The sequence below is a fragment of the Paraburkholderia sp. SIMBA_053 genome (assembly GCF_046534895.1).
GTDB classification, from domain to species: Bacteria; Pseudomonadota; Gammaproteobacteria; order Burkholderiales; family Burkholderiaceae; genus Paraburkholderia; species Paraburkholderia caledonica.
Genome location: NZ_JAWRXU010000011.1, coordinates 196,622 through 217,168, shown reverse-complemented (window position 1 = coordinate 217,168; position 20,547 = coordinate 196,622). Strand labels below are relative to the sequence as shown.

Below are 20,547 nucleotides of genomic sequence, written 5' to 3'. Positions count from 1 at the left end.
CAGGCAGTTGAACATGTGGGTCAATTTTCGATGCAAATTTCTATCGGAAATGGGTCAGTTTTATGCGCGTATCAACAAGCAGGCGGTGCGCAAAGCAGCGTGGCGCTTTATTCCACTGCTCGCGCTCGCATACTTTTTCAACTATCTCGACCGTACCAGCGTTGGCTTCGCCGCTCTGACCATGAACAAGGATCTGGGGCTCACGGCGACCCAATTCGGCCGGGGCGCCGGCATCATGTTCGCGGGATATTGCATCTGTGAAGTCCCGAGCAACCTCGCCCTCTATCGCTTCGGCGCGCGACGCTGGCTTGCCCGCATCATGATCACGTGGGGCCTCATGGCTGCAGCGACCTCCTTTGCTGTGGGACCGAACAGCTTCTATGTGATTCGGCTGCTGTTGGGGATTGGTGAAGCGGGCTTTTTTCCGGGCGTGATCTTCTTCCTGGCCCTGTGGTTTCCCGCTCAATATCGCACCCGCGTGCTGGCGTGGTTCACCGTCTCCACGCCGCTTTCTTCTCTGATCGGCGCACCGCTTTCGACGTGGCTGCTCCATTTGGATGGCGTGTTGGGGCTGGCAGGCTGGAGGTGGATGTTCATCATCGAAGGATTGCCCGCGTGCGTAGTCGGCTTTCTCGTGCTCAAGATGCTCGCAGACCGACCTGTAGATGCCAAATGGCTGTCACCCGCGGAGCGCGACGCTCTTCAGGGCGCGTTTGACAGGGAAGGGTCGTCTAGCCGGAAGGAGAAGCACTTCGGTGCCGCACTCAGGGATGTGCGTGTCTACATTCTCGCGCTGATCTCCTTCGGTTTTACGATGGGATCGTATGGGATAGGCATCTGGCTGCCCCAGATGCTCAAGGCGCACGGGATGACCGTCGCTCAGACCGGATGGCTCTCTGCGGTGCCTTACTTCTTTGCCACGATCGCACTGCTGTGGTGGGCCAAACGTGTGGATCGCCGTGGAGGCGCCATTGCGAACCTTGCTGCCGGCCTGCTTATTGGTGGCGTGGCACTCGGTGTATCGACCCATTTCCACCAACTCGGGCCTGCAATGGTCGGCGTAACCCTGGCACTCATTGGCACGATTGCCGGACGAACAATCTTCTACACATTGCCCGCTCGTTTTCTATCGGGACAGGCAGCGGCTGGTGGCTTCGCCCTGATCAATTCGATTGGCGCATTGGGAGGCTTCGCCGGACCATACCTGGTCGGCTACCTCAAAGACAGTTACGGCACCTTCACGGCCGGAATGATGGGGCTTGCGATCGTGCTCGGCATCACGACTCTGTTGACCCTATCGCTGTATGCGTTCAACCGCGAGAAATGACTATGGACATGATCCATTCACGAGGCAGGCGCAGGTTCCTCGCGGTTGCCGCTGCATCGGTTGCGGCCTCCGCCATCGAAACCAGCTATGCGTTCGCCGCAGAGGACACGCGCAACATGAAGACGACCAGCAACTATCTCCCGGTACGCCCGGAATGGCTCGCGTCAGGAACTGAAGCCGCGATTGAGCCGGAGATGCCGATTATCGACGCGCACCATCATTTCTATGAGCGTCCCGGCTGGATCTACCTGCTCGACGACTATCTGGTAGACGTTCGCTCCGGGCACAACATTACGGCGTCCGTATTTATGCAGGGGCTCACTCGCTACCGTCAGACGGGGCCGGAGGAGCTAAGACCCGTGGGAGAAACGGAGTATGTCGCGAACGCCGTTGGGGCGCTGCCCGCCGGTTCGCCACAGGTCGCAAAGGGCATCGTGGGTTACGCGGACCTTCGTCGCGGCGCTGCCGTGCAAAGCGTTCTGGACGCCCATATTGAGGCAGGCAAAGGGCGCTTCCGGGGCGTTCGGCACCTGGTCACCTGGGACGCGGATCAAACGCTGGTCAATCCGCTGTCTGCGGTTCCGCGCGGTCTGTTGCTTGACCCAAAATATCGTGAAGGTGTCGCGCAGCTGGGGCCACGCGGCCTGTCATACGACGCGTGGCTGTTCTTTCCACAACTTCCGGAACTATACGACCTCGCAAAGACTTTCCCTGACCTGCCGATCATCATTAACCATTGTGGCGGGATCGTGCGCATCGCCAGCTACGCGGATAAGCGAAACGAGGTGTTCGAAACCTGGTCGCGGTCCATGCGTCAACTGGCACAGTTGCCGAATGTCTATGTCAAGGTTGGCGGCATGGGGATGCGGATCAACGGCTTTGACTTTGAAAAGGGTGAGCGACCGCCATCCTCTCTTGAACTGGCCGAAACCTGGAAGCCGTGGATGCATACATGCATCGAGGCATTTGGTGCGAGCCGTTGTATGTTTGAGAGCAATTTTCCTGTCGACAAAGGCTCGTACCCGTACAGCAACGGCTGGAACGCCTTTAAGCGGCTGACTGCGCAAGCCAGCGTTGGTGAACGTGCTGCGCTCTTCGGCGGGACGGCATCCACAGTGTATCGGCTTGCTTGAGCGAAATGCGAAGCACGAACGACCAGGTGAATCTGGCGACGCGCATTCGACAATGCCGCTTCTTTGCAGAAACACGGCATTGTCGCTTTGCCGGCGTGGGCCGCGCGCAAGCCTCGAGATCGCGTTGCGTGACGGACCTTGCTGGGATTCGTAGCCGGTGCCCTTTCCCATACAGGCCAGCAGTTCATGAGAGCCCGCCGTCCCGACCTCATTGTTCCGCATCAAAAAAAGGCGCATCAACCGGGCCCACTGCGTCCAAAAAAACGATCCACCAAACACACAGAGAGCCTGGCGCCAATCCCAGCGCGCCCTTAAAATGCGCTCTTGATGACCCCTCCGTCGGCCCGCAACGCAGCTCCCGTCGTGGCAGACGCAAGCGGACTGGCGACATAGGCCACGAGCGAGGCGACTTCCTGCGGCGTGCCGAATCGCTTGATGAGCGATGTGGGACGCACCTTTTCGAAGAACTCCTTCTCAAACGCTTCGAACGACTTGCCGTCGGCCTTGGCAAGAGACTCCACAAAATCGCCCACGCCCCGCGACTTCGTCGGTCCGGGCAGCACGCTGTTCACCGTAATGCCCGTGCCCGCAACTGCCTCCGCGAGTCCGCGCGCAACCGCCAGTTGCGCGGTTTTCGTCATCCCGTAGTGGATCATCTCTGCGGGAATCTGCACCCCGCTTTCGCTCGAAATGAAAATAATGCGGCCCCAGTTGGCCTTTTTCATCGCGGGCAAAAACAGGCGGGCGAGACGTACGCCGCTCAGGACGTTGACGTCGAAGAAACGCTGCCAGTCCGCGTCGGGAATCTCTTCAAACGGCTTCGGCTCGAAGATGCCCAGGTTGTTCACGAGGATTTCCACGTTCGGATAGCGTCGTGCGAGTTCTTCTGCCGAAGCGGCCGTACTGAGGTCGCCCGCGAATCCCTGCACGTCGGTGCCGGTCTCCGCTTTCAGTTGCGCGACCACGTCATCCACGGATGACTGCGAGCGGCCGTTCACGATCACACGTGCGCCTTCCTGCGCCAACGTGCTCGCGATAGCGAAACCGATGCCGGCTGTACTGCCGCTTACGAGTGCGAGTTTGCCTGTGAGATTCAAGTCCATGAGTGAATTCCTTTCCGTGGTTGAAGTAAGAACGGCGGCATCGAAGCTTTGATGCCGGATGCCGCCAAGGGGTTCACGTACGTGTAATGGATGCGCCACCATCGACCAGTGAGGCGGTACCGGTCACGAAGGACGAATCGTCCGACGCGAGATAGAGCACCGAACGCGCCAGTTCTTCCGGCTTGGCGACGCGCTTCAGCGCATGCAGTCCGGTCACGAATGCCTGCGATTCGTCGCTGTCGTTCATGCCGCGATACATCTCCGTATCCACGGCGCCCGGCAACACCGCGTTGACGCGCATCCCTTGCGCGCCGTATTCGGCGGCGAGCGCCTGCGTCAGGCCAATCAGTCCGGCTTTGCTCGCCGCGTAAGCCGCGGTACCCGGAAACGCGAACGAGTAACCGACGAACGTCGACGTGAAGATGATCGATCCGCCACCTTGCTTGAGCATTTCAGGTATCTGGTGTTTCGCTCCGAGGAACGCACTCGTTAGATTGGTCGCAAGCGCGGCGTTCCAGCCGGCTTCGGAAATGCCGGTGCTCGGGCCCATCTCACCCAGCGTACCGGCGTTGTTGTAGGCGATATCCAGACGGCCAAAGCGCCCAACTGCAAGTTCCACCAGCGCCTTCGCGAAGTCTTCCGATTGCACGTCGCCCGCCAGATATGCGGCTTCGCCACCTTCGCTTGCGATCTCCGCAGCCAGTGCTTCGAGTTCCGCTGCGCGCCGGGCGGCAATGACCACCTTGGCGCCCTCCTTCGCGAATAACTTTGCAGTAGCGCGGCCAATCCCTGCACTGGCACCTGTCACGATAGCGACTTTTCCGGTCAAGCGTTGCATGTTCTCTCTCCTGATGCATTCGGCCAGTGCCCTATGCCTTGGCCCGTGGAAGCAATATAGGCTTCAGTCCTGATAGCGGAAAGGTCAAAAACATGGTCGTATCAGTCAGCTTTTGTGAATGATCGGAGTCGAGATGGACCGCTTGCGCGCCTTTGAAGTTTTCGTGACAGTAGTGAGCCGCGGCGGCTTTGCGCGCGCGGCGGAAGTGCTAGGCACGTCGCCCGCCAACGTGACCCGCTATGTGAACGAACTGGAAGCACACTTGGGCACGCGTTTGTTGAATCGCACGTCCAGAACGCTCTCTCTAACCGAGGGCGGCGAGACGCTGTACGCCCGCTGCAAATCCATTCTCGACGATGTCGCCGATACAGAAGGGCTGGTGTCGTCGGCGTCGGTGCAGCCCCGCGGACGCCTGCGTATCAACGCGCCTGTGAGCTTCGGCATTCAATATTTGGCGCCGCTATGGCCGGAGTTCATGCGGAAGTATCCCGGCATCGAAATCGACGTTGGACTGATCGACCGCGTCGTCGATATCGTCGATGAAGGCTACGACCTTGCTATCCGCATTTCGCGTGCCGGTTCATCGAACCATGCAGCTCGCAAACTGGCGACGTCGCAGAACATTCTGTGCGCGTCGCCGGACTATCTGGCTCGCGCGGGAGTGCCGGCGGCGCCAGCGGACCTGATGGAACACCGCTGCATCGGGTACACGTATGCGGCCACCGGCGATGAGTGGCAACTGATCGATGCTGGCCGCAAGACCCACACGGTGAAGGTCGACTGTCACATGCATACGAATAACGGCGATACGGCGCGCGCAGCAGCACTCGCCGGGCAAGGAGTGATCTGGCAACCCACATTCCTGATCGGCAACGACCTACGTGCCGGCACGCTCGTTCGCGTGTTGCCCGAGTATTGCCTGCCTGAGATCGACATACTCGCCATGTATCCGAGCCGTCGACACCTGAGCGCCAGGGTGCGGGTGATGATCGATTTCCTGGTCGATGCATTCGGCGGGACGCCGCCATGGGATCGGGACGACGAAAGCCGGACAGCCGTCACGTCGAGGGCCAGTTGAACGCGCGTCTGGAACGTGCGACCGACACATGCGGACGATGACGGTCTGCTGCCTCGTCAGTAGCCCATGGTCATGCCACAAGCCGAGCCTCGGCTGACGATGAAGTTCATTGCGGTAGAGCGGTCTCGATTACCGCGGCCATCGCTTCCGGGAGACGACGGCGAAGCTCACCGCGATCGCCCCTCCTTTAGCGTGGCTTTCCTCCGCCTCTATAAGGTCAGCGAGGCGAGAGCGACGGGAGCGGCGGTGGTGACCGGCCGAACAGCGCGGCGTCGAATCAGGTTCTTCCGTGTCGTCACCTGACTCGACATCTGCAGGCATAGGCCCGTGAAATTGACGCCTGGAGTTTGTCGAAGCCATTTGATAGTCGCTCGCTGAAAGATGTACTCGCATTGAACAATTCGGCCATCGATTAGTAAAATGAATGATTTGATCGATACGATAACGGCAGAGAATGGAACTGAAGCTCTTAAGGACATTTTTGTCCGTCGTCGAACTGCGTCATTTCGGGCGGGCGGCGGACGCTCTGCACATCAGCCAGCCGGCGTTGAGCAAGCAGGTTGGCGCACTTGAGGCGAGTCTGGGCGCGAAGCTGTTCGAACGGGGTCGTCACGGCGCAGAGTTGACGCGGTTCGGGGAAACGTTTTTGCCCGACGCACGCGCGCTCGTCGACGATGCGGACGAGATTCTCGCTCGTGCGCGAGAGGCAGGCAGCGGCAGGCGTGGACAATTGCGAATTGGTATTTGCCTGTCGGTGCTGACAATTGCGCCGCAGATCATCGCCGACTTCCGCCAGCAATATCCGGGCATTGCGATTGCATTGAGCGACCTGTCTTCCGATGAGCAAGCCCGCCGCATTCTGTCGGGGAAGCTGGATGTGGGGTTCATGCGGGTGCCGTCGGTCGAGGGTCTTTCGTCGGTTCGCGTGATTGACGAAACATTGGCCTTGGCGTTGCCCCCTAGTTTCGAGCGAGTGCGTTTGCCGGCCGATTTCGGCAAGCTGAACGAAATGGGTTTCCTGGCGTTGCGGCGTGGGCGCGGGCCCGGACTCGCTGCGCAAGTCGACGTCTGGTGTCGCGAACAGGGCTTCGTACCCAATGTGACGCAACAAGCCGATGATGTGCAGTCCGTGTTGGCATCTGTTGCCGCAGGCGTCGGCGTGGCATTTGTGCCTTCAAGTGCACAACATCTGCTTCGGAACGCTACCGTCCTGCCGCTGCGCGGAACGCACGCGAAGTGGCGTGTAGGGCTTGTGTGGGCGGATGCCCAGAAAAACCCGGTTACATCACGATTCGTCCCATTCGTGCGGGCCGCGTTAAAAGACCTCTAACCGTTCTTCCCGGCGTCGGCCTTGTATCGCAACTGACTTTCTGCGCATTGCATTTGCGATCAGTCCAGCTGCGCGTCAACCCGAATTCCGCCCGGCCGTCCCCCGATTCCAGAACCAGGTTTCTGGGCCCTCGCGCCATGGCCAAACTTTGCCCGGTATGCGGCCGGACTCGTGAGCGCGATACGTCGGAAATGCCGGCGCATTGACTCCTCCGAGCCAAACCCTGCTAACTCGGCGACGCGGCCAATGGGTATTGCTGACTGTGCCTCGAGCATCTCACGGGCCACGGTCACGCGTTCACGCACGAGCCATTCGTATGGCGCCATGCCGGTGGCGTCATGAAATTGCCGCTGCAACGTGCGCGGACTCATCGCAGCCCGTTCTGCAAGCGAGCGCAGCGTATGCGGCAAAGCGGGATGCTGGCGCACCCAATCCATCAATTTCGCGAGACGTCCGCTGTCGTCCTGCGGCATTGGACGCGGGACGAACTGCGCCTGTCCACCCTCCCGATGAGGCGGCACCACGAGCCTTTGTGCAACCCGATTTGCCACCGCTCCACCGTAATCGCGTCGCACCAGATGGAGCAGCATGTCCAGCCCCGCAGCGGAGCCCGCCGATGTGATGATCTGTCCTTCGTCCACATACAACGCGTCGGGCTGCACTCGAACTTGCGGGTAGCGCTCCTGCAGTTTCGCGGCGTATCGCCAGTGGGTCGTCACAGTCTTGCCGTCGAGCACGCCGGCCGCTGCCAGCACGAACACGCCGGAGCAGATCGAGCAAAGACGCGCTCCACGGCGGTAAGCATTGCGGATCTTCTTAAGCAGCGCCTCGGGCGGCAATTCGTCCGCATCGCGCCAACCTGGCACCACGATGGTATCTGCGCGGTCGAGCACCTTGAGCGTGTAGGGCGCAGAGACCGTGATGCCGCCCGCGGCGCGGAGCGGGCCTGGCTCGCTCGCGCAAACCGCGAATCGATACCAGTCGACACCGAGCTCCGGACGCTCGAGGGCGAACAGTTCGGTCACGCAGCCGAATTCGAAAGTACAAAGCCGGTCGTAAGCCAGCGCAACGACGAGATGATTGTCCATGGCGTGATGTTACCGAAGATTGACGATTGCGCCACTTATCCGGATCGCCGCGCGACGCCAGAATGGGGCTCCTGGATCAAATCGCCAGGCGCTATGTTCATCCGAGGATTTATGCAGAGTTCAAACATGTCGACTACCAACGCCGTCACCGCCGTGCCCCCAGCGGACAGCGCAGTCGCGCTTGCCCACTTCCGCGCGACGCTGCAATTCGAGACCGATTGCTCCGATGTCGCCAGCGCGCTCGCCAGCGGCACGCCCGGATTCGTGCTGCTCGATGTGCGCAGCCCGACGCTCTTCGCGCGGGGCCATGTGCCGGGCGCGGTCAATCTGCCACACGGCAAAATAGTCGAGTCCAAGCTGGTGAACTATCCGCCTGAAACGGTCTTCGTCACGTACTGCGCGGGTCCCCATTGCAACGGCGCTACGCGTGGTGCAATACGGCTTGCTTTGCTTGGGCGGCCGGTGAAGGTAATGATTGGCGGGATCACCGGATGGCTGGACGAAGGTGGCAACCTCACTGTGAGCGCAGTGGAGTAGTCGCGCTTCTAGCTCGCCGTCAACGTTAGCTCCCGATTCGGAACGGACGATGCCTGCCTAAGGCGTCGTCCGACTGCTCCAGATCGCGTGGCGCGGTCATCCACCGCAAGGGCGTGTCCTCTGTAACCGCTCCTCAATAAGCCCGCTACTCGCGTCGCTCTAATCGCCCGCTCATCGCCGATTGTTGTCGTCGAGACAACATGGTGAACACCTTCGCGGTGCTAGTGGCGTTCGACGGCCCTACCTACAATGCGTCGCAGGCTCGGTCGAAAGGCGAGCAACCGAAGCGCGCGAGATTCGTGGTCGTGCTCGTGAGCCGCACCGTGCGGCTTACCCCACTTAATCAACAGGACTATTGAAGATGAGCGAAACAACCCGCAATGTGCAGCCCGTGATCGCCGGCCTTGGCAAAGAGGGTGCAGGCGAACTCGTGTCTTCCCGCTATGCAGTGCGCGTGGGTGATATCGACGTCGTGCTGATCAGCGACGGCGTTCTGCCGCTGCCGACCTCGACCATGTCCACCAACGTGAGCGAAGCGGACCGCAACGAATGGTTCGATGGCCGCTTCCTGCAACGTGACATGTTCGACTGGGCGCTGAACGTCGCACTCGTGCGCAGCGGCGAACGCCTGATCCTGATCGACTCCGGCGTGGGCGACGGTTTCGAATACTTCTCTCGCGCCGGCCGGTCGGTGATGCGCCTGGAATCGGCTGGCATCGACCTGGCTGCAATCACCGATATCGTGATTACGCACATGCATATGGATCACGTCGGCGGACTGAATGTCGACGGCGTCAAAGCCAGGCTGCGCCCGGACGTGCGCATTCACGTATCGCGCGCCGAAGTGGAGTTCTGGAAAAATCCGGACTTTAGCAAGACGGTGATGCCGGAAACGGTTCCTCCCGCGCTGCGCAAGGCCGCTGCAAAGTTCGTCAAGCTATACAGCGAAAACATCGTACAGTTCGATCAGATCGTGGAAGTGGCAGCGGGCGTGTCGGCGCGGGTGACGGGTGGTCACACGCCGGGGCACTGCGTCGTGGACGTCGCATCGAACGGCGAGAAGCTGACGTTCGTCGGCGACGCGATTTTCGAAGTCAACTTCGACAATCCGCAATGGCAAAACGGCTTCGAACACGATCCTGAAGGAGCTGTGGACGTGCGCATGTCGCTGCTGAACGAAGCCGCCAGAACCGGCGCTCTGCTGGCCGCAGCGCATGTCGCGTTCCCGTCCATTGGTCATATCGCAAAGAACGGCGACGGTTTCCGTTTTGTGCCGGTTCAGTGGGACTACTGATCGATAACTAACTATCGATCGTCGTCGTATAGATCGCAATGGCGGGTGGCAGAAAACCGCCGCGAGTTCACGAGACTCGCGGCGGTTTTTGTGTAGAGCGGACCCGTGACGGAGAGGACGCGCCGAATCTTCACACGATAAACGCTAGCGCGCGGTGCGCCGAATCAGGCCTCAAGCGCTTTCGCGATCGCCCACAGCCCTTGAGCATTAGCAATGCCATGCCGTTAGTAAGCATATCTGATCAAGAAGCGACATAGCCGGAACCTCTGCGCGTCCCAGCGGTCAATATCAGATGTCGCCCTTTTATCAGGGGATGCCAAATGACTGCCACTCAACCGGGGGCTGCGCCCCTCTCCGAAGAGGACGCGCGGCGGCAACTGCGTCGCGCCGTCGTCGCCAGTACGATCGGTACTACGATCGAATGGTATGACTTCTTTCTCTACAGTACGGTTACCGGTCTCGTTTTCGCGAAGCTGTACTTCCCGCAATCGGACCCATTGGTCGGCACACTTCAAGCTTTCTTGATCTACGCGGTCGGCTTCATCGCGAGGCCGGTCGGTGCTGCCATTTTTGGACACTATGGCGATCGAATAGGGCGCAAGGCTACCTTGATCGTCACGCTGCTGCTAATGGGACTTGCCACATTCGCCGTGGCATTTGTTCCGACGTACGCGTCGATCGGCATCTGGGGCGCCGTGCTGCTTACCGTGCTGCGGTTCATTCAAGGCGTCGGCGTGGGCGGAGAGTGGGGCGGCTCGGTGTTGATGTCGATGGAATGGGCCCGTACCAATTCGCATCGTGGCTTCGTCGCATCGTGGCCGCAGTTTGGCGTACCCGCGGGGTTGTTCCTCGCTAATCTCGCCGTGCTGGCAATGAGCGCGATTTCCGGCGACGCCTTCGTCACCTGGGGCTGGCGTGTGCCTTTCTTTCTGAGCATCCTGCTGGTTGGTATCGGGCTTTATATCCGGCTGAACATCCTGGAGACGCCGATCTTCGCGAAGCTTCTCGCTGAGCGCAAGATCGAAAAGACACCGATGCTCGAAGTCTTGCGCCGCCAGCCGAAAGACATTCTTCTTTCGGCCGTGGCACGCATGGCGGAACAAGCGCCGTTCTACATTTTCACGGCCTTTGTCTTCACGTATGGCGTGACGACACTCGGGGCGTCGCGCGATCTATTGTTGACGGCGGTGCTGGCGGCTTCGGTGCTGGAATTCGGCACCATTCCACTGTTCGGCCATATTTCCGATCTTATCGGACGTCGCCGCATGTATATGATCGGCGCCGCGGCAGCGGGCTTGTTCGGTTTCGTCTATTTCGCCATGGTCGACACCCGCAATCCGACGTTGATTTTCCTGGCGATCGTACTCTCGCTAGTCCCGCATTCGATGATGTACGGCCCTCAGGCCGCACTGATCGCGGAGTCGTTCACGGGGCGGCTACGGTACAGCGGGGCGTCGCTCGGTTATCAGCTGGCCTCGGTGATCGCGGGCGGTCCTGCGCCGCTGATCGCGACCGCACTATTCGCTTACTATCATTCCGGCTACGCAATCGCGGTTTACGTGTTCGTTTGCGGAGTGCTCAGCCTGTTCGCCGCTTCGCGACTCGGCGACTACACGAACAAGGATATTTCGCAGGAATACGACGAGCCGCGCTCGATGGGCGACCGGGGGCACGGTCATCGTCACGCCTGACTGTCAGGTGCGGCGCGGCAAAGCCCGCCGCATCGTGTAACTCGCGCTTTGCCGCCGGCGAAGCCGTCGCTGCGCCCGCGTTTTCCGACACCACGTAGTGTGAAGCGCCAGCCCGTGCGTCTGTGAGATCATGCAAATCCCCATACGGATTGCGTTCTCACATGCCGACTTCCGCGTCCACCCACGGTAGTTCACTTTCGCTTGGCAGCGTCGGCACCATCCTTGCCTCGATGTTCTGCTTTGCAGTGGTGGATGCGCTGGCCAAGTCGGTTGCGCTGCAATATCCGGCCAACGAGGTCACATTTTTCCGTATGCTTTTCGGCCTGTTTCCCGCCATTTTGCTGTGTTGCGGAGGAAGCCGGCCGCTGTCCGACCGCTTGCGGAATATCGACGTTAAAGGGCAGACCACGCGCGCGATCGCACTCCTCGGCGCCTCGGCTCTATTCTTTGCCGGCCTGCCTTATGTACCGCTCAGCGAAGCCGTCGCGCTTGCCTATTCGGAGACGCTCATCGTCATCGTGCTGGCCCCGCTAATGCTCAACGAGCGCTTGACGCCACGCGGCGCCGCAGCCGCAATTGTGGGTTTTCTCGGCGTACTGCTCGTGGTGCGGCCCGGCGGCGCGCAGACGTCCTGGCTAGGGCCCGTGATCCTGCTGGCGAGCGCGTTTTGCGGTGCGCTCTCCATCGTCCAGATCAAACGCATTCGCCCGACCGACGACTCCGCGACCACCGTTCTCTTCTTCACGGCAATGGGCGCCGTGGTCATGGGTTGCACGTTATTCTTCAAGTGGCGCACGCCTTCGGCGGACGCACTCCTCGTGATGGCCGCACTCGGCGTCTTCGCGACCGCCGGCCAAATGCTGATGACGGTGGCCTTCCGCCGCGCGGACGCAGGCGCGCTGGCTCCGTATAACTACACGAGCATCGTCTGGGCGGCGCTTTTCGGCTATGTGCTGTGGGGCGAAACGCGGGAGCTTCTGTCGGTGGCCGGCATATTGATGATCGTAGGCAGCGCCATCGCGGTCGCGGTACGCCGCAAAGCGCCCGAAGGACCTCTCGCCTGATGCGATGGCCTGCGGGCGCCGAATCAATGCAACTTGCGGCTACCCGGCGAATCGCGCTGCCGATGCAATTTGCACGAATTCGCCGCGATCCGCCGCTACTTTCCACTGTCGCCCGTCAAGCCACCTTGTAGCGCGGCGCCGGCGCATTGGTCGACAACAGCGAGAACATCGCGCGGCGCGCAGCCTCGTAGTCTTCCCACTTCTCAACCGCGTGCAGTGACGGAATCGTGATCAACTCGCCGCGATCGAAGCCGACCAGTGCTGCGTCGACCATGTCGTCGGCGGACATCACGATTGCCTTGTCGAGGTTTTCCAGCGGCAGGCCACCCGTTTGCCAGAACTCGGTGGCGGTTGCGCCCGGCAGAACCGCTTGCACCTGAATCCCCTTGTCGGCCAGTTCGTGCTTCAGCGACTGGCTGAAGGCCAGCACGAACGCCTTGCTGCCGCCATACACGCCGTTGAGAACCTCCGGCGCAATAGCCACGATGGACGCAATGTTGATCAACGCCCCCTTGCCACGCGCGACGAAGCCGGGCACGGCCGCATACGTGAGCCGCGTCAGCGCGCTCACATTCAGGTCGATCATGCGCTGCATTGCATCGACGTCGCTGTCGACGAGCGGCGTATGCGTGCCGACACCGGCGTTATTGACCAGAAGCGTAATGCTCGCGTCCTGTTTCAGTTTCGCTTCAACGGCTGCGAGCCCCGCTTTGTCGCCCAGATCGGCGTCCAGTATCTCGACGCTACGGCGCGTTTCGGTCGTGATTCGACTGGACAGCGCGGCGAGGCGTTCGCGGTTACGGGCGACCAGGACGAGATCGTAGCCGCGCCGCGCGAGGCGGTCCGCGTAGATTGCACCGATGCCCGACGACGCGCCCGTAATCAGTGCAGTGCCCTTGTGTGCTTCAGTCATGATGTCACTCCTTTGCAATGAATCGTTGATGGTGTGAACGAATTCTGTCCCGCTTTGACGGCGACGCAAATGACATATATGGTTAGGTTTCAGGACATACACTTGGACGGAGAACGGACATGCACCGCGTGGGATATTTGCTGAGCGACGGCTTTCAGGTCATGGCGATCGCCACGCAAGCTGTTTTTGAATACGCGAACCTCGTAGTGGGCGAGCCGTTCTATCAGGTGGAGAATTTTTCGCCTGCGGGCGGCGAGGTGCGTTCGTCGCTAGGTATGACCATGAGCACGAGTCCGCTCAAATCGCGCCGTCAAACGGATACGTGGATCGTTGCAGGCGTGAACGATCCGCTGGCATCGCCAGCGCCCCAAGACGTGCTCGCGTTCCTGCGCAAGACCGGGCCGCGCGCGCGGCGCATCGGCGGTATTTGCACAGGCGGCTTCGTGGTGGCTGAGGCGGGTCTGTTATCGCAGCGTCGCGCCACGACACACTGGGCTTACGCGCGTGAAATGCAGAAACGCTTTCCCGACGTTCGCGTGGAAGAAGACCGCATTTATATCGTCGACGGTCCGATCTGGACGTCGGCCGGCATGACCGCCGGGCTCGATCTCGCGCTTGCGATGGTCGAAAAAGATCTTGGCGCCGAAGTGGCGCGCTCCGTCGCGCACAAGCTCGTCATGCATCAGCGGCGCTCGGGTGGCCAATCGCAGCATTCGGAAATGCTCAACCTCGCGCCCAAGTCTGACCGCATTCAGAGCGCGTTGAACTACGCGCGTGAGAACCTGAGCCGGCCACTTACCGTCGATGAACTGGCCGATAAAGCGAACCTGAGTCCGCGGCAGTTCAGCCGTGTGTTCACGCTCGAAACGGGGCAATCGCCCGCGCGTGCTATTGAAAGCCTTCGCCTCGAAGCCGCGCGCCTGATGATCGAGCAAAGCCGGCATCCGCTCGACGTCATTGCGAAAGAGACTGGCTTTCGCGACCGCCGCCATTTGCGCGAGGCGTTCATACGCGGGTTTGGCGTGCCGCCGCAGGCGGTGCGTCGCGAAGTGCGTGGTGCAGCGTGAAAAAGACCGTGGTTCGCGGCGCAAAAGCAGAGCGAATCAGCTGACGTCGCCCGTCTCGCGTTGCGGACGGCGCACTGCGCGCACCTTCCCGCTGTTTCCGCCGCCGCAAAAGAACTGCCCGCTGCCATCGGATTCGAGACCTGACACCCCCACGCCCTCGGGCATGTTGAGGCTTTCCAGTACCTCGCCGGTACGTGGGTCGACGTGCCTCAACTCGCTTGCATCGTCTTCCCAGGTGCCGTGCCAAAGCTCGCCGTCTACCCACGTGACGCCCGTCACAAAACGGTTCGACTCGATGCTCGAAAGCACGACGCCGGTCTCGGGATCGACCTGATGGATCTTGCGCTCGCGATACTCGCCGACCCACAACGATCCCTCGGCCCATGCGAGTCCCGACGCGCCACTGCCTCCCGGCGCAGGGAGGCTCGAAAGCACGTGGCCGGTTGACGGGTCGATCTTGTGGATGCGGCCCGCGGCAATCTGAAACAGATGCTGGCCGTCGAAGGCTGTGCCCGCATCGGCGGCGATTTCGATTGCGCGCAGAGTCTCCCCGCTCGCGGGATCGAATGCGTTCAACGTCTTGCCCGTTGCAATCCAGACCTGCTGGCCGTCGTAGGTGACGCCAGCCACTTGCTGCACGTCCGGGAACGGACCATATTCGCGGATGATAGTGGCGTTCGATCGATTCATGCTGCCATCCTAATTGAGCGTGACGGGCGAGGGGAGTAACAACGCTGTCGCGAATCCAGACGCTGGCGGGGCCATCCAGCGGCGCGCGCGGCCTCTGCCGAACGACTGGGCCTTGCCAACGGCGGCGAGCGAATCGAGTGTGCGCTGCACGGTGCGCTGGCTTGCGCCGAGTGCGAGCGCGAGCGCAGAACTCGACCACGACTCACCATCCGCGAGCAGCGCCAGCATGGCCGCATGAGTCTCGTCGACGGGCCGCGCGAGTACCCGAACCTCTTGCCCGTCGCGCGGCGCCAATGCAAAGCCACGCGGCGTCGCGCTTATATCTGCCAACGTGCCAAGCACTGTGCGAAGCCGGCCGATCTCCACCCGCAGACGCGCGCGGTGCGAGTCATCGGCATCTTTCGTTCTGAATGCGCGTGCGATCAGCGTGTCGCGCGATACATCTGCGGGCCATGCTTCGGCAAGCTGGTACGCGAGATTGAACAGTACCGGACGCCGTGCCAGCGAGACAGCCGTACCGGATTTCTGCACGACATTGCGACAGGCGTCGACCACGAACGCGTTCGACATTAACAGTGCTTCGACTTCATCGAGCAGCAACAGCCGCTGTTCGCCTCTTTCGATCAGGCGCGCGGCCGGCACGTTCAACGTATTCGACGCGCTTTCGACCTCGGCGATCAGCGCGGGAATCTCGGCAGCTCGTGCCGCATGCCTCGCTTGTGCGAACGCGGCGCGAGCCTTGTTGGCCTGCAAACGCCGCAGCGCGATGCTCGCCACCATGAGCTGGTGTGCCGCTCGGAGCAAGGGCGGCAAAGGCGCGGAATCGAATGTGCCGAGCATGCGCTCAGCCTCGTCGATATGTCCGATCAGAACAAGCCTGCGAACTTCCAGATAGCCCGCATGTGCGGCATTGGCTCGGTCGCCGTGTGCTTCGAGCGTCGCGCGCGCAGCGCCGAGCGCTTTCGCCGGCCAAGCAAGATCGCGCGACGCCAGCGCGATCTCCGCCTCCGCCACGACACATCTCGCGCGGGCCACGGCTTGCTTCGAACCGAACGCGCGCGCCGCGCTTCGCACGAGCGCCTTGGCGCGGATGAAGTCGCCCAGTTGCGCCATCGCGATGCCGCGAAGCGCGAGCGCCGGCGCGTCGCCGCGTAACGCAACGCGCTTCAATGCGCCGAGCGGATCACCCGCTGCGAGCGCCTGAGCGGCGGCCTTGATTAGCGGGTCCATGTTGATTGAAATCGCGCCACACTTGTCACTCCCACCGTCCGGAATCCCGACACTAATCTAGCACGACCGCTAACCAGTACGTCGCATCGAAAGCGATCGAGCGACGAGGAAAACCGAACGGAGAGAACCATGACGACGACACATACGACCGGGACACGCGAGCAGTGGCTGGCAGCGCGCATCGATCTGCTCAACGCTGAAAAAGAGCTCACGCGGCGCAGCGACGAACTGGCGCGCCGACGCCAGGAATTGCCTTGGGTCCGCATCGACAAGACATACCGGTTCGAGACCGAGCAGGGCGTCGCGTCGCTTGCCGACCTGTTTGGCGGACGCTCGCAGCTTCTCGTCTATCACTTCATGTTCGGGCCGGACTACAAGGCAGGATGCCCGTCATGCTCGTCGATCGCGGATGGTTTCGACGGTATCGCGATTCATCTGGCCAATCACGACGTGGCGCTGACGGCCATATCCCGTGCGCCGCTCGCGAAGCTGCAGGAGTACAAGCGGCGCATGGGGTGGACGTTTCCGTGGGCTTCGTCGGCGGGCAGCGACTTCAACTTCGACTTCAACATCTCCTTTACCGAGGAGCAACAACGCGAGGGCACCGTCGAATACAACTATCAGCGCGGCCGTCATGCAATGGACTCGGTACCGGCGCCGGAGCCCGTCGCGCAATTCGCAGCGACTTGCGGTACAGACGCATCCACTTACGCGCGCGACCGGCCAGGACTAAGCGCCTTCGTGCTGGAAGACGGCGCGGTGTACCACACGTATTCCACGTACGCGCGTGGACTCGACGGCCTGTGGGGCATGTACCAATGGCTCGACCGCGCGCCGAAAGGCCGCAACGAGACGGGCATCTGGTGGCGCCGTCACGACGAGTACGCAAAGCGCTGAGGTGCATGCATGAAGCCCATGCACGCAAGCCGATGCGGCGACTTCCCGACGCAATACCTCGACATGCGCGCTCTTCGCTCGCGCGCATTCTTTTACGGTGTCTGTGCGTTGCTGTTCGCAGTCTGCGCGGCGGCAACCCTCATTGCTTGCGGGTCCATGTCGACCATGGGCGACATGCCCATGCCGGGCGGCTGGGCCATGTCGATGACGTGGATGCCCATGTGCGGCCGCTCGTGGCCGGACGTGGCGGCACGGTTCGTCGGCATGTGGGTCGTCATGATGATCGCGATGATGCTGCCGTCGCTCGCACCCGTGTTGTGGCGATATGACGACGCGCTTCGCAGAGCAGGGCACGCGCGCGCAGCACTTATAACGTTGCTTGCCGGCGTGGGCTATTTCGCTGTGTGGGCCGCGTTGGGTACAGCGCTGTTTGTGTTCGGCGCGACGTTAGCGGCGCTTGTGATGCGCATGCCCGCGGATTCTCGCGTTGTTCCCATTGTGGCCGGCGTAATCGTGCTCAGCGCGGGCGCGTTGCAACTCACGGCGCTGAAGGCGCGTTATCTTCGCTGTTGCCGTCACGCGGCTCAATCCGGCCTTCATGCACTGCCTGCGCGCGCGGTCGCCGCGATAAGATATGGTGTGCGGCTAGGCCTCCATTGCTGTGTGTGCTGCGCAAGCTTGACTGCGGTGCTTGCCGTGGCCGGCGTGATGGATCTGCGTGCAATGGTGGCGGTCACGGCCGCTATTACGCTCGAACGCGTGGCGCCACACGGCGAATTCTTCGCGCGGGGCATTGGATTTGTGGTGATCGGCGCTGGCTTGTTTATGATCGTGCGAGCCGCCTTGCTCGTGTAAAGACTTGTATTCGACATCAAAAGAACTCACTCGATGACCCGATACGTTGCTTTTCTGCGCGCTGTGAATGTTGGCGGCACCGGCAGGCTTCCAATGGCTGAATTGCGAACCATGTGCGAAGCCGTTGGCTTCACCAATGTGCGCACATACATTGCAAGCGGCAACGTCGTGTTCGACAGCAAGCTTGCCGAGGCATCGGTGAAAAGCCGGCTCGAGCGTTGCCTTGAAGAGTACGCGGGCAAGCCGGTGGGTGTTGCGGTGCGAACGCGTGAGGAACTTGCGCAGGTGCTGACCGCCAATCCATTCAAGTCCGCCGCGCCGAATCGGACGGTCGCGATTTTTCTCGACACACCGCCGCCCGCCGACGCGCTGACTCACGCAAGCGGCCAGCGCGAAGAAGAAATGGCGCTCGGCGCGCGAGAAATCTACGTGCATTACAACAACGGAATGGCAGACACGAAGCTGAAAATCCCGGCCGCCAGAACGGGAACCGCACGCAACATGAACACGGTTGCGAAGCTGGTAGACATGGCGAACGAATAGCGCATGCAGGTTGCGGCATCGGTGGCATCGGCGGCATGAAAAAGGGCGGCACGCATGGTGCCGCCCTTCTATTAACCGCCAATTTCCAGATCAGCCGCTTAGCGCACCTTGCCCGCCTTCCACGCCGACAGCAACTGCTCGTACTTGACCGTCTCGCCCTTCGGCTTCTCGTTGGAGAGCTTCTTCCACGGCGCGTGTTGATCGGACAACCACTTCGACGGATCGCTTTGCGCATTCAGCTCCGGCGCACACACTTTCATGCCGGCGCGTTGCAAACGGGACAACACCTGGTCCATTTCCTTCGCGAGGTTATCCATTGCGGCCTGCGGCGACTTTTCACCGGCGACTGCGGTGCCGACGTTCTTCCACCAGAGCTGTGCCATCTTCGGATAGTCGGGCACGTTGTTGCCGGTCGGCGTCCACGCGACGCGTGCCGGGCTGCGATAGAACTCGATCAGACCGCCGTACTTGTCCGCGTTCTTCGTGAAGTAGTCGCTATGAATGTCGGAGTCGCGAATGAACGTGAGACCGACAATCGACTTCTTCAGCGACACGCTCTTTGCCGTCACGAACTGCGCATAGAGCCAGGCTGCGGCGCGCTGATTGGGCGGCGTCGACTTGAAGAAGGTCCATGAGCCGACGTCCTGGTAGCCGTTCTGCATGCCGTCTTTCCAGTATGCGCCGTGCGGCGACGGCGCCATGCGCCACTTCGGCGTGCCGTCCGGATTCGTGACATTGCCGGGCTTGAGCATCGACGCGGTGAACGCCGTGTACCAGAAGACCTGTTGCGCGATCTTGCCTTGTGCAGGCACCGGACCCGCCTCGCTGAAGGTCATGCCCGAGGCCTCGGGCGGCGCGTATTTCTTGAGCCAGTCGATGTATTTGGTCGTCGCATAGACGGCTGCGGGACTGTTGGTGCCGCCGCCGCGCGACACCGACGCGCCCACCGGATGACAACCGTCCGGCGTCACCCGTATGCCCCATTCGTCGACCGGCATGCCGTTCGGGATTCCCTTGTCGGCTTCGCCCGCCATTGAAAGCCATGCGTCCGTGAAGCGCCAGCCGAGCGACGGGTCTTTCTTGCCGTAGTCCATATGACCGTAGACTTTTTCACCGTCGATGTTCTTCACGTCGTTGGTAAAGAATTCGGCAATGTCTTCATACGCGGACCAGTTCACCGGCACGCCCAACTCGTAGCCGTACTTCGCCTTGAACTTGTCCTGCAGGTCCTTGCGCGCGAACCAGTCGGCGCGGAACCAGTAAAGGTTGGCGAACTGCTGGTCGGGCAGTTGATAGAGCTTCTTGTCCGGCGCGGTCGTGAAACTCGTGCCAATGAAATCTTTGATGTCGAGGCCAGGGTTCGTATAGTCCTTGCCTTCGCCTGTCATGTAATCGGACAGCGGCACGATCACGCCGTAGCGATAGTGCGTGCCGATCAGGTCGGAGTCGGAAATCCAGCCGTCGTAAATACTTTGCCCGGATTGCATCGACGTCTGCAATTTTTCGACGACATCGCCTTCCTGAATGATGTCGTGCTTTACCTGAATACCGGTGATTTCAGTGAACGCTTTCGCGAGTGTTTTCGATTCGTAGATGTGCGTGTCGATAGTTTCCGACACCACATGTATCTCCTTGACGCCTTGCGACTTCAGTTTGGCAGACGTGTCGACGAACCATTTCATTTCGTCCATCTGCTGCTGTTTCGAAAGCGTGCTTGGCTGAAATTCGCTATCGACCCATTTTTGCGCTTCGGGCATGCCCGCTTGCGCCTGGTTCGCAAGGGCACCTGACACGATGCCTGCCACTGCGAGCGCGACGATCCGTCTCCTCTGTTGCATGGTCTTCTCCTGTGTCTTTCGTGCCCCTTGA

The 20,547-nt window shown here is 61.1% G+C and carries 20 protein-coding genes; 13 read left to right on the top strand and 7 right to left on the bottom strand.

All coding sequences use genetic code 11. The features are described from left to right. The first annotated feature begins 49 nt into the window (after positions 1-49). Both SB753_RS26915 and SB753_RS26910 read left to right on the top strand, forming a co-directional pair. Positions 50-1,327, top strand: coding sequence for an MFS transporter (locus SB753_RS26915; protein ID WP_410802743.1), 1,278 nt, complete (start codon positions 50-52; stop codon positions 1,325-1,327). Between the two features lie 2 nt (positions 1,328-1,329). Further along, positions 1,330-2,460 (top strand): amidohydrolase family protein, encoded by a 1,131-nt coding sequence (locus SB753_RS26910; RefSeq protein ID WP_410802739.1) that lies wholly within the window; start codon positions 1,330-1,332, stop codon positions 2,458-2,460. Positions 2,461-2,771: 311 nt separating this feature from the next. Here SB753_RS26910 and SB753_RS26905 read toward each other — a convergent pair whose 3' ends face one another. Both SB753_RS26905 and SB753_RS26900 read right to left on the bottom strand, forming a co-directional pair. Next, positions 2,772-3,563 (bottom strand): SDR family NAD(P)-dependent oxidoreductase, encoded by a 792-nt coding sequence (locus SB753_RS26905; RefSeq protein WP_408130420.1) that lies wholly within the window; start codon positions 3,561-3,563, stop codon positions 2,772-2,774. 73 nt (positions 3,564-3,636) lie between these two features. After that, the gene (locus SB753_RS26900; protein WP_410802737.1) at positions 3,637-4,401 is read right to left on the bottom strand and encodes an SDR family oxidoreductase; all 765 of its coding nucleotides are present in this window, start codon (positions 4,399-4,401) and stop codon (positions 3,637-3,639) included. 133 nt (positions 4,402-4,534) lie between these two features. Between SB753_RS26900 and SB753_RS26895 the strand changes: the two genes are divergently transcribed. Beyond that, entirely contained in the window at positions 4,535-5,479 is a 945-nt protein-coding gene (locus SB753_RS26895; protein WP_131316574.1) for a LysR family transcriptional regulator, read from the top strand. A gap of 454 nt (positions 5,480-5,933) precedes the next feature. After that, entirely contained in the window at positions 5,934-6,809 is an 876-nt protein-coding gene (locus SB753_RS26890) for a LysR family transcriptional regulator (RefSeq protein WP_410802735.1), read from the top strand. Positions 6,810-6,868: 59 nt separating this feature from the next. Here SB753_RS26890 and ftrA read toward each other — a convergent pair whose 3' ends face one another. Continuing rightward, on the bottom strand, positions 6,869-7,897 hold the full coding sequence (ftrA, locus tag SB753_RS26885; protein ID WP_410802733.1) for a transcriptional regulator FtrA: 1,029 nt from the start codon (positions 7,895-7,897) through the stop codon (positions 6,869-6,871). A gap of 126 nt (positions 7,898-8,023) precedes the next feature. On the opposite strand from ftrA, the gene SB753_RS26880 reads away from it, so the two are divergent. From SB753_RS26880 to SB753_RS26860, 5 genes are all read left to right on the top strand, one after another. Then, on the top strand, positions 8,024-8,434 hold the full coding sequence (locus SB753_RS26880; RefSeq protein WP_374726856.1) for a rhodanese-like domain-containing protein: 411 nt from the start codon (positions 8,024-8,026) through the stop codon (positions 8,432-8,434). Between the two features lie 200 nt (positions 8,435-8,634). Further along, positions 8,635-8,793, top strand: coding sequence for a hypothetical protein (locus SB753_RS26875; RefSeq protein WP_410802731.1), 159 nt, complete (start codon positions 8,635-8,637; stop codon positions 8,791-8,793). Positions 8,794-8,795: 2 nt separating this feature from the next. Continuing rightward, complete coding sequence (locus SB753_RS26870; RefSeq protein WP_410802729.1) at positions 8,796-9,728, top strand: MBL fold metallo-hydrolase; 933 nt, start codon at positions 8,796-8,798, stop codon at positions 9,726-9,728. A 320-nt stretch (positions 9,729-10,048) separates the two neighbouring features. Next, positions 10,049-11,419 carry an MFS transporter gene (locus tag SB753_RS26865; RefSeq protein ID WP_410802727.1) on the top strand — a complete coding sequence of 457 codons (1,371 nt, stop codon included), beginning with the start codon at positions 10,049-10,051 and terminating at the stop codon, positions 11,417-11,419. 161 nt (positions 11,420-11,580) lie between these two features. After that, positions 11,581-12,483 carry a DMT family transporter gene (locus tag SB753_RS26860; RefSeq protein WP_410802725.1) on the top strand — a complete coding sequence of 301 codons (903 nt, stop codon included), beginning with the start codon at positions 11,581-11,583 and terminating at the stop codon, positions 12,481-12,483. Positions 12,484-12,598: 115 nt separating this feature from the next. Here SB753_RS26860 and SB753_RS26855 read toward each other — a convergent pair whose 3' ends face one another. Further along, positions 12,599-13,396 carry an SDR family NAD(P)-dependent oxidoreductase gene (locus SB753_RS26855; protein ID WP_214882626.1) on the bottom strand — a complete coding sequence of 266 codons (798 nt, stop codon included), beginning with the start codon at positions 13,394-13,396 and terminating at the stop codon, positions 12,599-12,601. A gap of 119 nt (positions 13,397-13,515) precedes the next feature. Here SB753_RS26855 and SB753_RS26850 point away from each other — a divergent pair, with 119 nt between their 5' ends. After that, positions 13,516-14,463, top strand: a complete 948-nt coding sequence (locus SB753_RS26850; RefSeq protein WP_410802723.1) for a GlxA family transcriptional regulator — start codon at positions 13,516-13,518, stop codon at positions 14,461-14,463. A gap of 36 nt (positions 14,464-14,499) precedes the next feature. Here the strand turns inward: SB753_RS26850 and SB753_RS26845 are convergent, their stop codons facing one another. Both SB753_RS26845 and SB753_RS26840 read right to left on the bottom strand, forming a co-directional pair. Beyond that, entirely contained in the window at positions 14,500-15,153 is a 654-nt protein-coding gene (locus SB753_RS26845) for a glutamine cyclotransferase (protein ID WP_410802721.1), read from the bottom strand. Positions 15,154-15,162: 9 nt separating this feature from the next. After that, a complete protein-coding gene (locus SB753_RS26840) occupies positions 15,163-16,383 on the bottom strand; it encodes a helix-turn-helix domain-containing protein (protein WP_410802719.1) in 1,221 nt (406 codons plus the stop codon). Between the two features lie 129 nt (positions 16,384-16,512). Here SB753_RS26840 and SB753_RS26835 point away from each other — a divergent pair, with 129 nt between their 5' ends. Genes SB753_RS26835 through SB753_RS26825 form a run of 3 tightly spaced genes read left to right on the top strand, consistent with a single transcriptional unit; the run spans position 16,513 to position 18,678 of the window. Next, positions 16,513-17,280: a DUF899 domain-containing protein gene (locus SB753_RS26835; protein WP_410802717.1), complete on the top strand. Its 768-nt coding sequence runs from the start codon at positions 16,513-16,515 to the stop codon at positions 17,278-17,280. A gap of 18 nt (positions 17,281-17,298) precedes the next feature. Then, the gene (locus SB753_RS26830) at positions 17,299-18,135 is read left to right on the top strand and encodes a DUF2182 domain-containing protein (protein ID WP_410802741.1); all 837 of its coding nucleotides are present in this window, start codon (positions 17,299-17,301) and stop codon (positions 18,133-18,135) included. 33 nt (positions 18,136-18,168) lie between these two features. Further along, entirely contained in the window at positions 18,169-18,678 is a 510-nt protein-coding gene (locus tag SB753_RS26825; protein ID WP_410802715.1) for a DUF1697 domain-containing protein, read from the top strand. Between the two features lie 98 nt (positions 18,679-18,776). Here the strand turns inward: SB753_RS26825 and SB753_RS26820 are convergent, their stop codons facing one another. Then, positions 18,777-20,516 (bottom strand): ABC transporter substrate-binding protein, encoded by a 1,740-nt coding sequence (locus SB753_RS26820; protein ID WP_410802713.1) that lies wholly within the window; start codon positions 20,514-20,516, stop codon positions 18,777-18,779. Positions 20,517-20,547: the final 31 nt, after the last annotated feature.

Bases quoted from the DNA above. Each gene is read 5' to 3' on its own strand.
- SB753_RS26915 (WP_410802743.1), top strand. From the start codon at position 50: ATGGGTCAGTTTTATGCGCGTATCAACAAGCAGGCGGTGCGCAAAGCA.
- SB753_RS26910 (WP_410802739.1), top strand. From the start codon at position 1,330: ATGGACATGATCCATTCACGAGGCAGGCGCAGGTTCCTCGCGGTTGCC.
- SB753_RS26905 (WP_408130420.1), bottom strand. From the start codon at position 3,563: ATGGACTTGAATCTCACAGGCAAACTCGCACTCGTAAGCGGCAGTACA.
- SB753_RS26900 (WP_410802737.1), bottom strand. From the start codon at position 4,401: ATGCAACGCTTGACCGGAAAAGTCGCTATCGTGACAGGTGCCAGTGCA.
- SB753_RS26895 (WP_131316574.1), top strand. From the start codon at position 4,535: ATGGACCGCTTGCGCGCCTTTGAAGTTTTCGTGACAGTAGTGAGCCGC.
- SB753_RS26890 (WP_410802735.1), top strand. From the start codon at position 5,934: ATGGAACTGAAGCTCTTAAGGACATTTTTGTCCGTCGTCGAACTGCGT.
- ftrA (WP_410802733.1), bottom strand. From the start codon at position 7,897: ATGGACAATCATCTCGTCGTTGCGCTGGCTTACGACCGGCTTTGTACT.
- SB753_RS26880 (WP_374726856.1), top strand. From the start codon at position 8,024: ATGTCGACTACCAACGCCGTCACCGCCGTGCCCCCAGCGGACAGCGCA.
- SB753_RS26875 (WP_410802731.1), top strand. From the start codon at position 8,635: ATGGTGAACACCTTCGCGGTGCTAGTGGCGTTCGACGGCCCTACCTAC.
- SB753_RS26870 (WP_410802729.1), top strand. From the start codon at position 8,796: ATGAGCGAAACAACCCGCAATGTGCAGCCCGTGATCGCCGGCCTTGGC.
- SB753_RS26865 (WP_410802727.1), top strand. From the start codon at position 10,049: ATGACTGCCACTCAACCGGGGGCTGCGCCCCTCTCCGAAGAGGACGCG.
- SB753_RS26860 (WP_410802725.1), top strand. From the start codon at position 11,581: ATGCCGACTTCCGCGTCCACCCACGGTAGTTCACTTTCGCTTGGCAGC.
- SB753_RS26855 (WP_214882626.1), bottom strand. From the start codon at position 13,396: ATGACTGAAGCACACAAGGGCACTGCACTGATTACGGGCGCGTCGTCG.
- SB753_RS26850 (WP_410802723.1), top strand. From the start codon at position 13,516: ATGCACCGCGTGGGATATTTGCTGAGCGACGGCTTTCAGGTCATGGCG.
- SB753_RS26845 (WP_410802721.1), bottom strand. From the start codon at position 15,153: ATGAATCGATCGAACGCCACTATCATCCGCGAATATGGTCCGTTCCCG.
- SB753_RS26840 (WP_410802719.1), bottom strand. From the start codon at position 16,383: ATGGACCCGCTAATCAAGGCCGCCGCTCAGGCGCTCGCAGCGGGTGAT.
- SB753_RS26835 (WP_410802717.1), top strand. From the start codon at position 16,513: ATGACGACGACACATACGACCGGGACACGCGAGCAGTGGCTGGCAGCG.
- SB753_RS26830 (WP_410802741.1), top strand. From the start codon at position 17,299: ATGCACGCAAGCCGATGCGGCGACTTCCCGACGCAATACCTCGACATG.
- SB753_RS26825 (WP_410802715.1), top strand. From the start codon at position 18,169: ATGACCCGATACGTTGCTTTTCTGCGCGCTGTGAATGTTGGCGGCACC.
- SB753_RS26820 (WP_410802713.1), bottom strand. From the start codon at position 20,516: ATGCAACAGAGGAGACGGATCGTCGCGCTCGCAGTGGCAGGCATCGTG.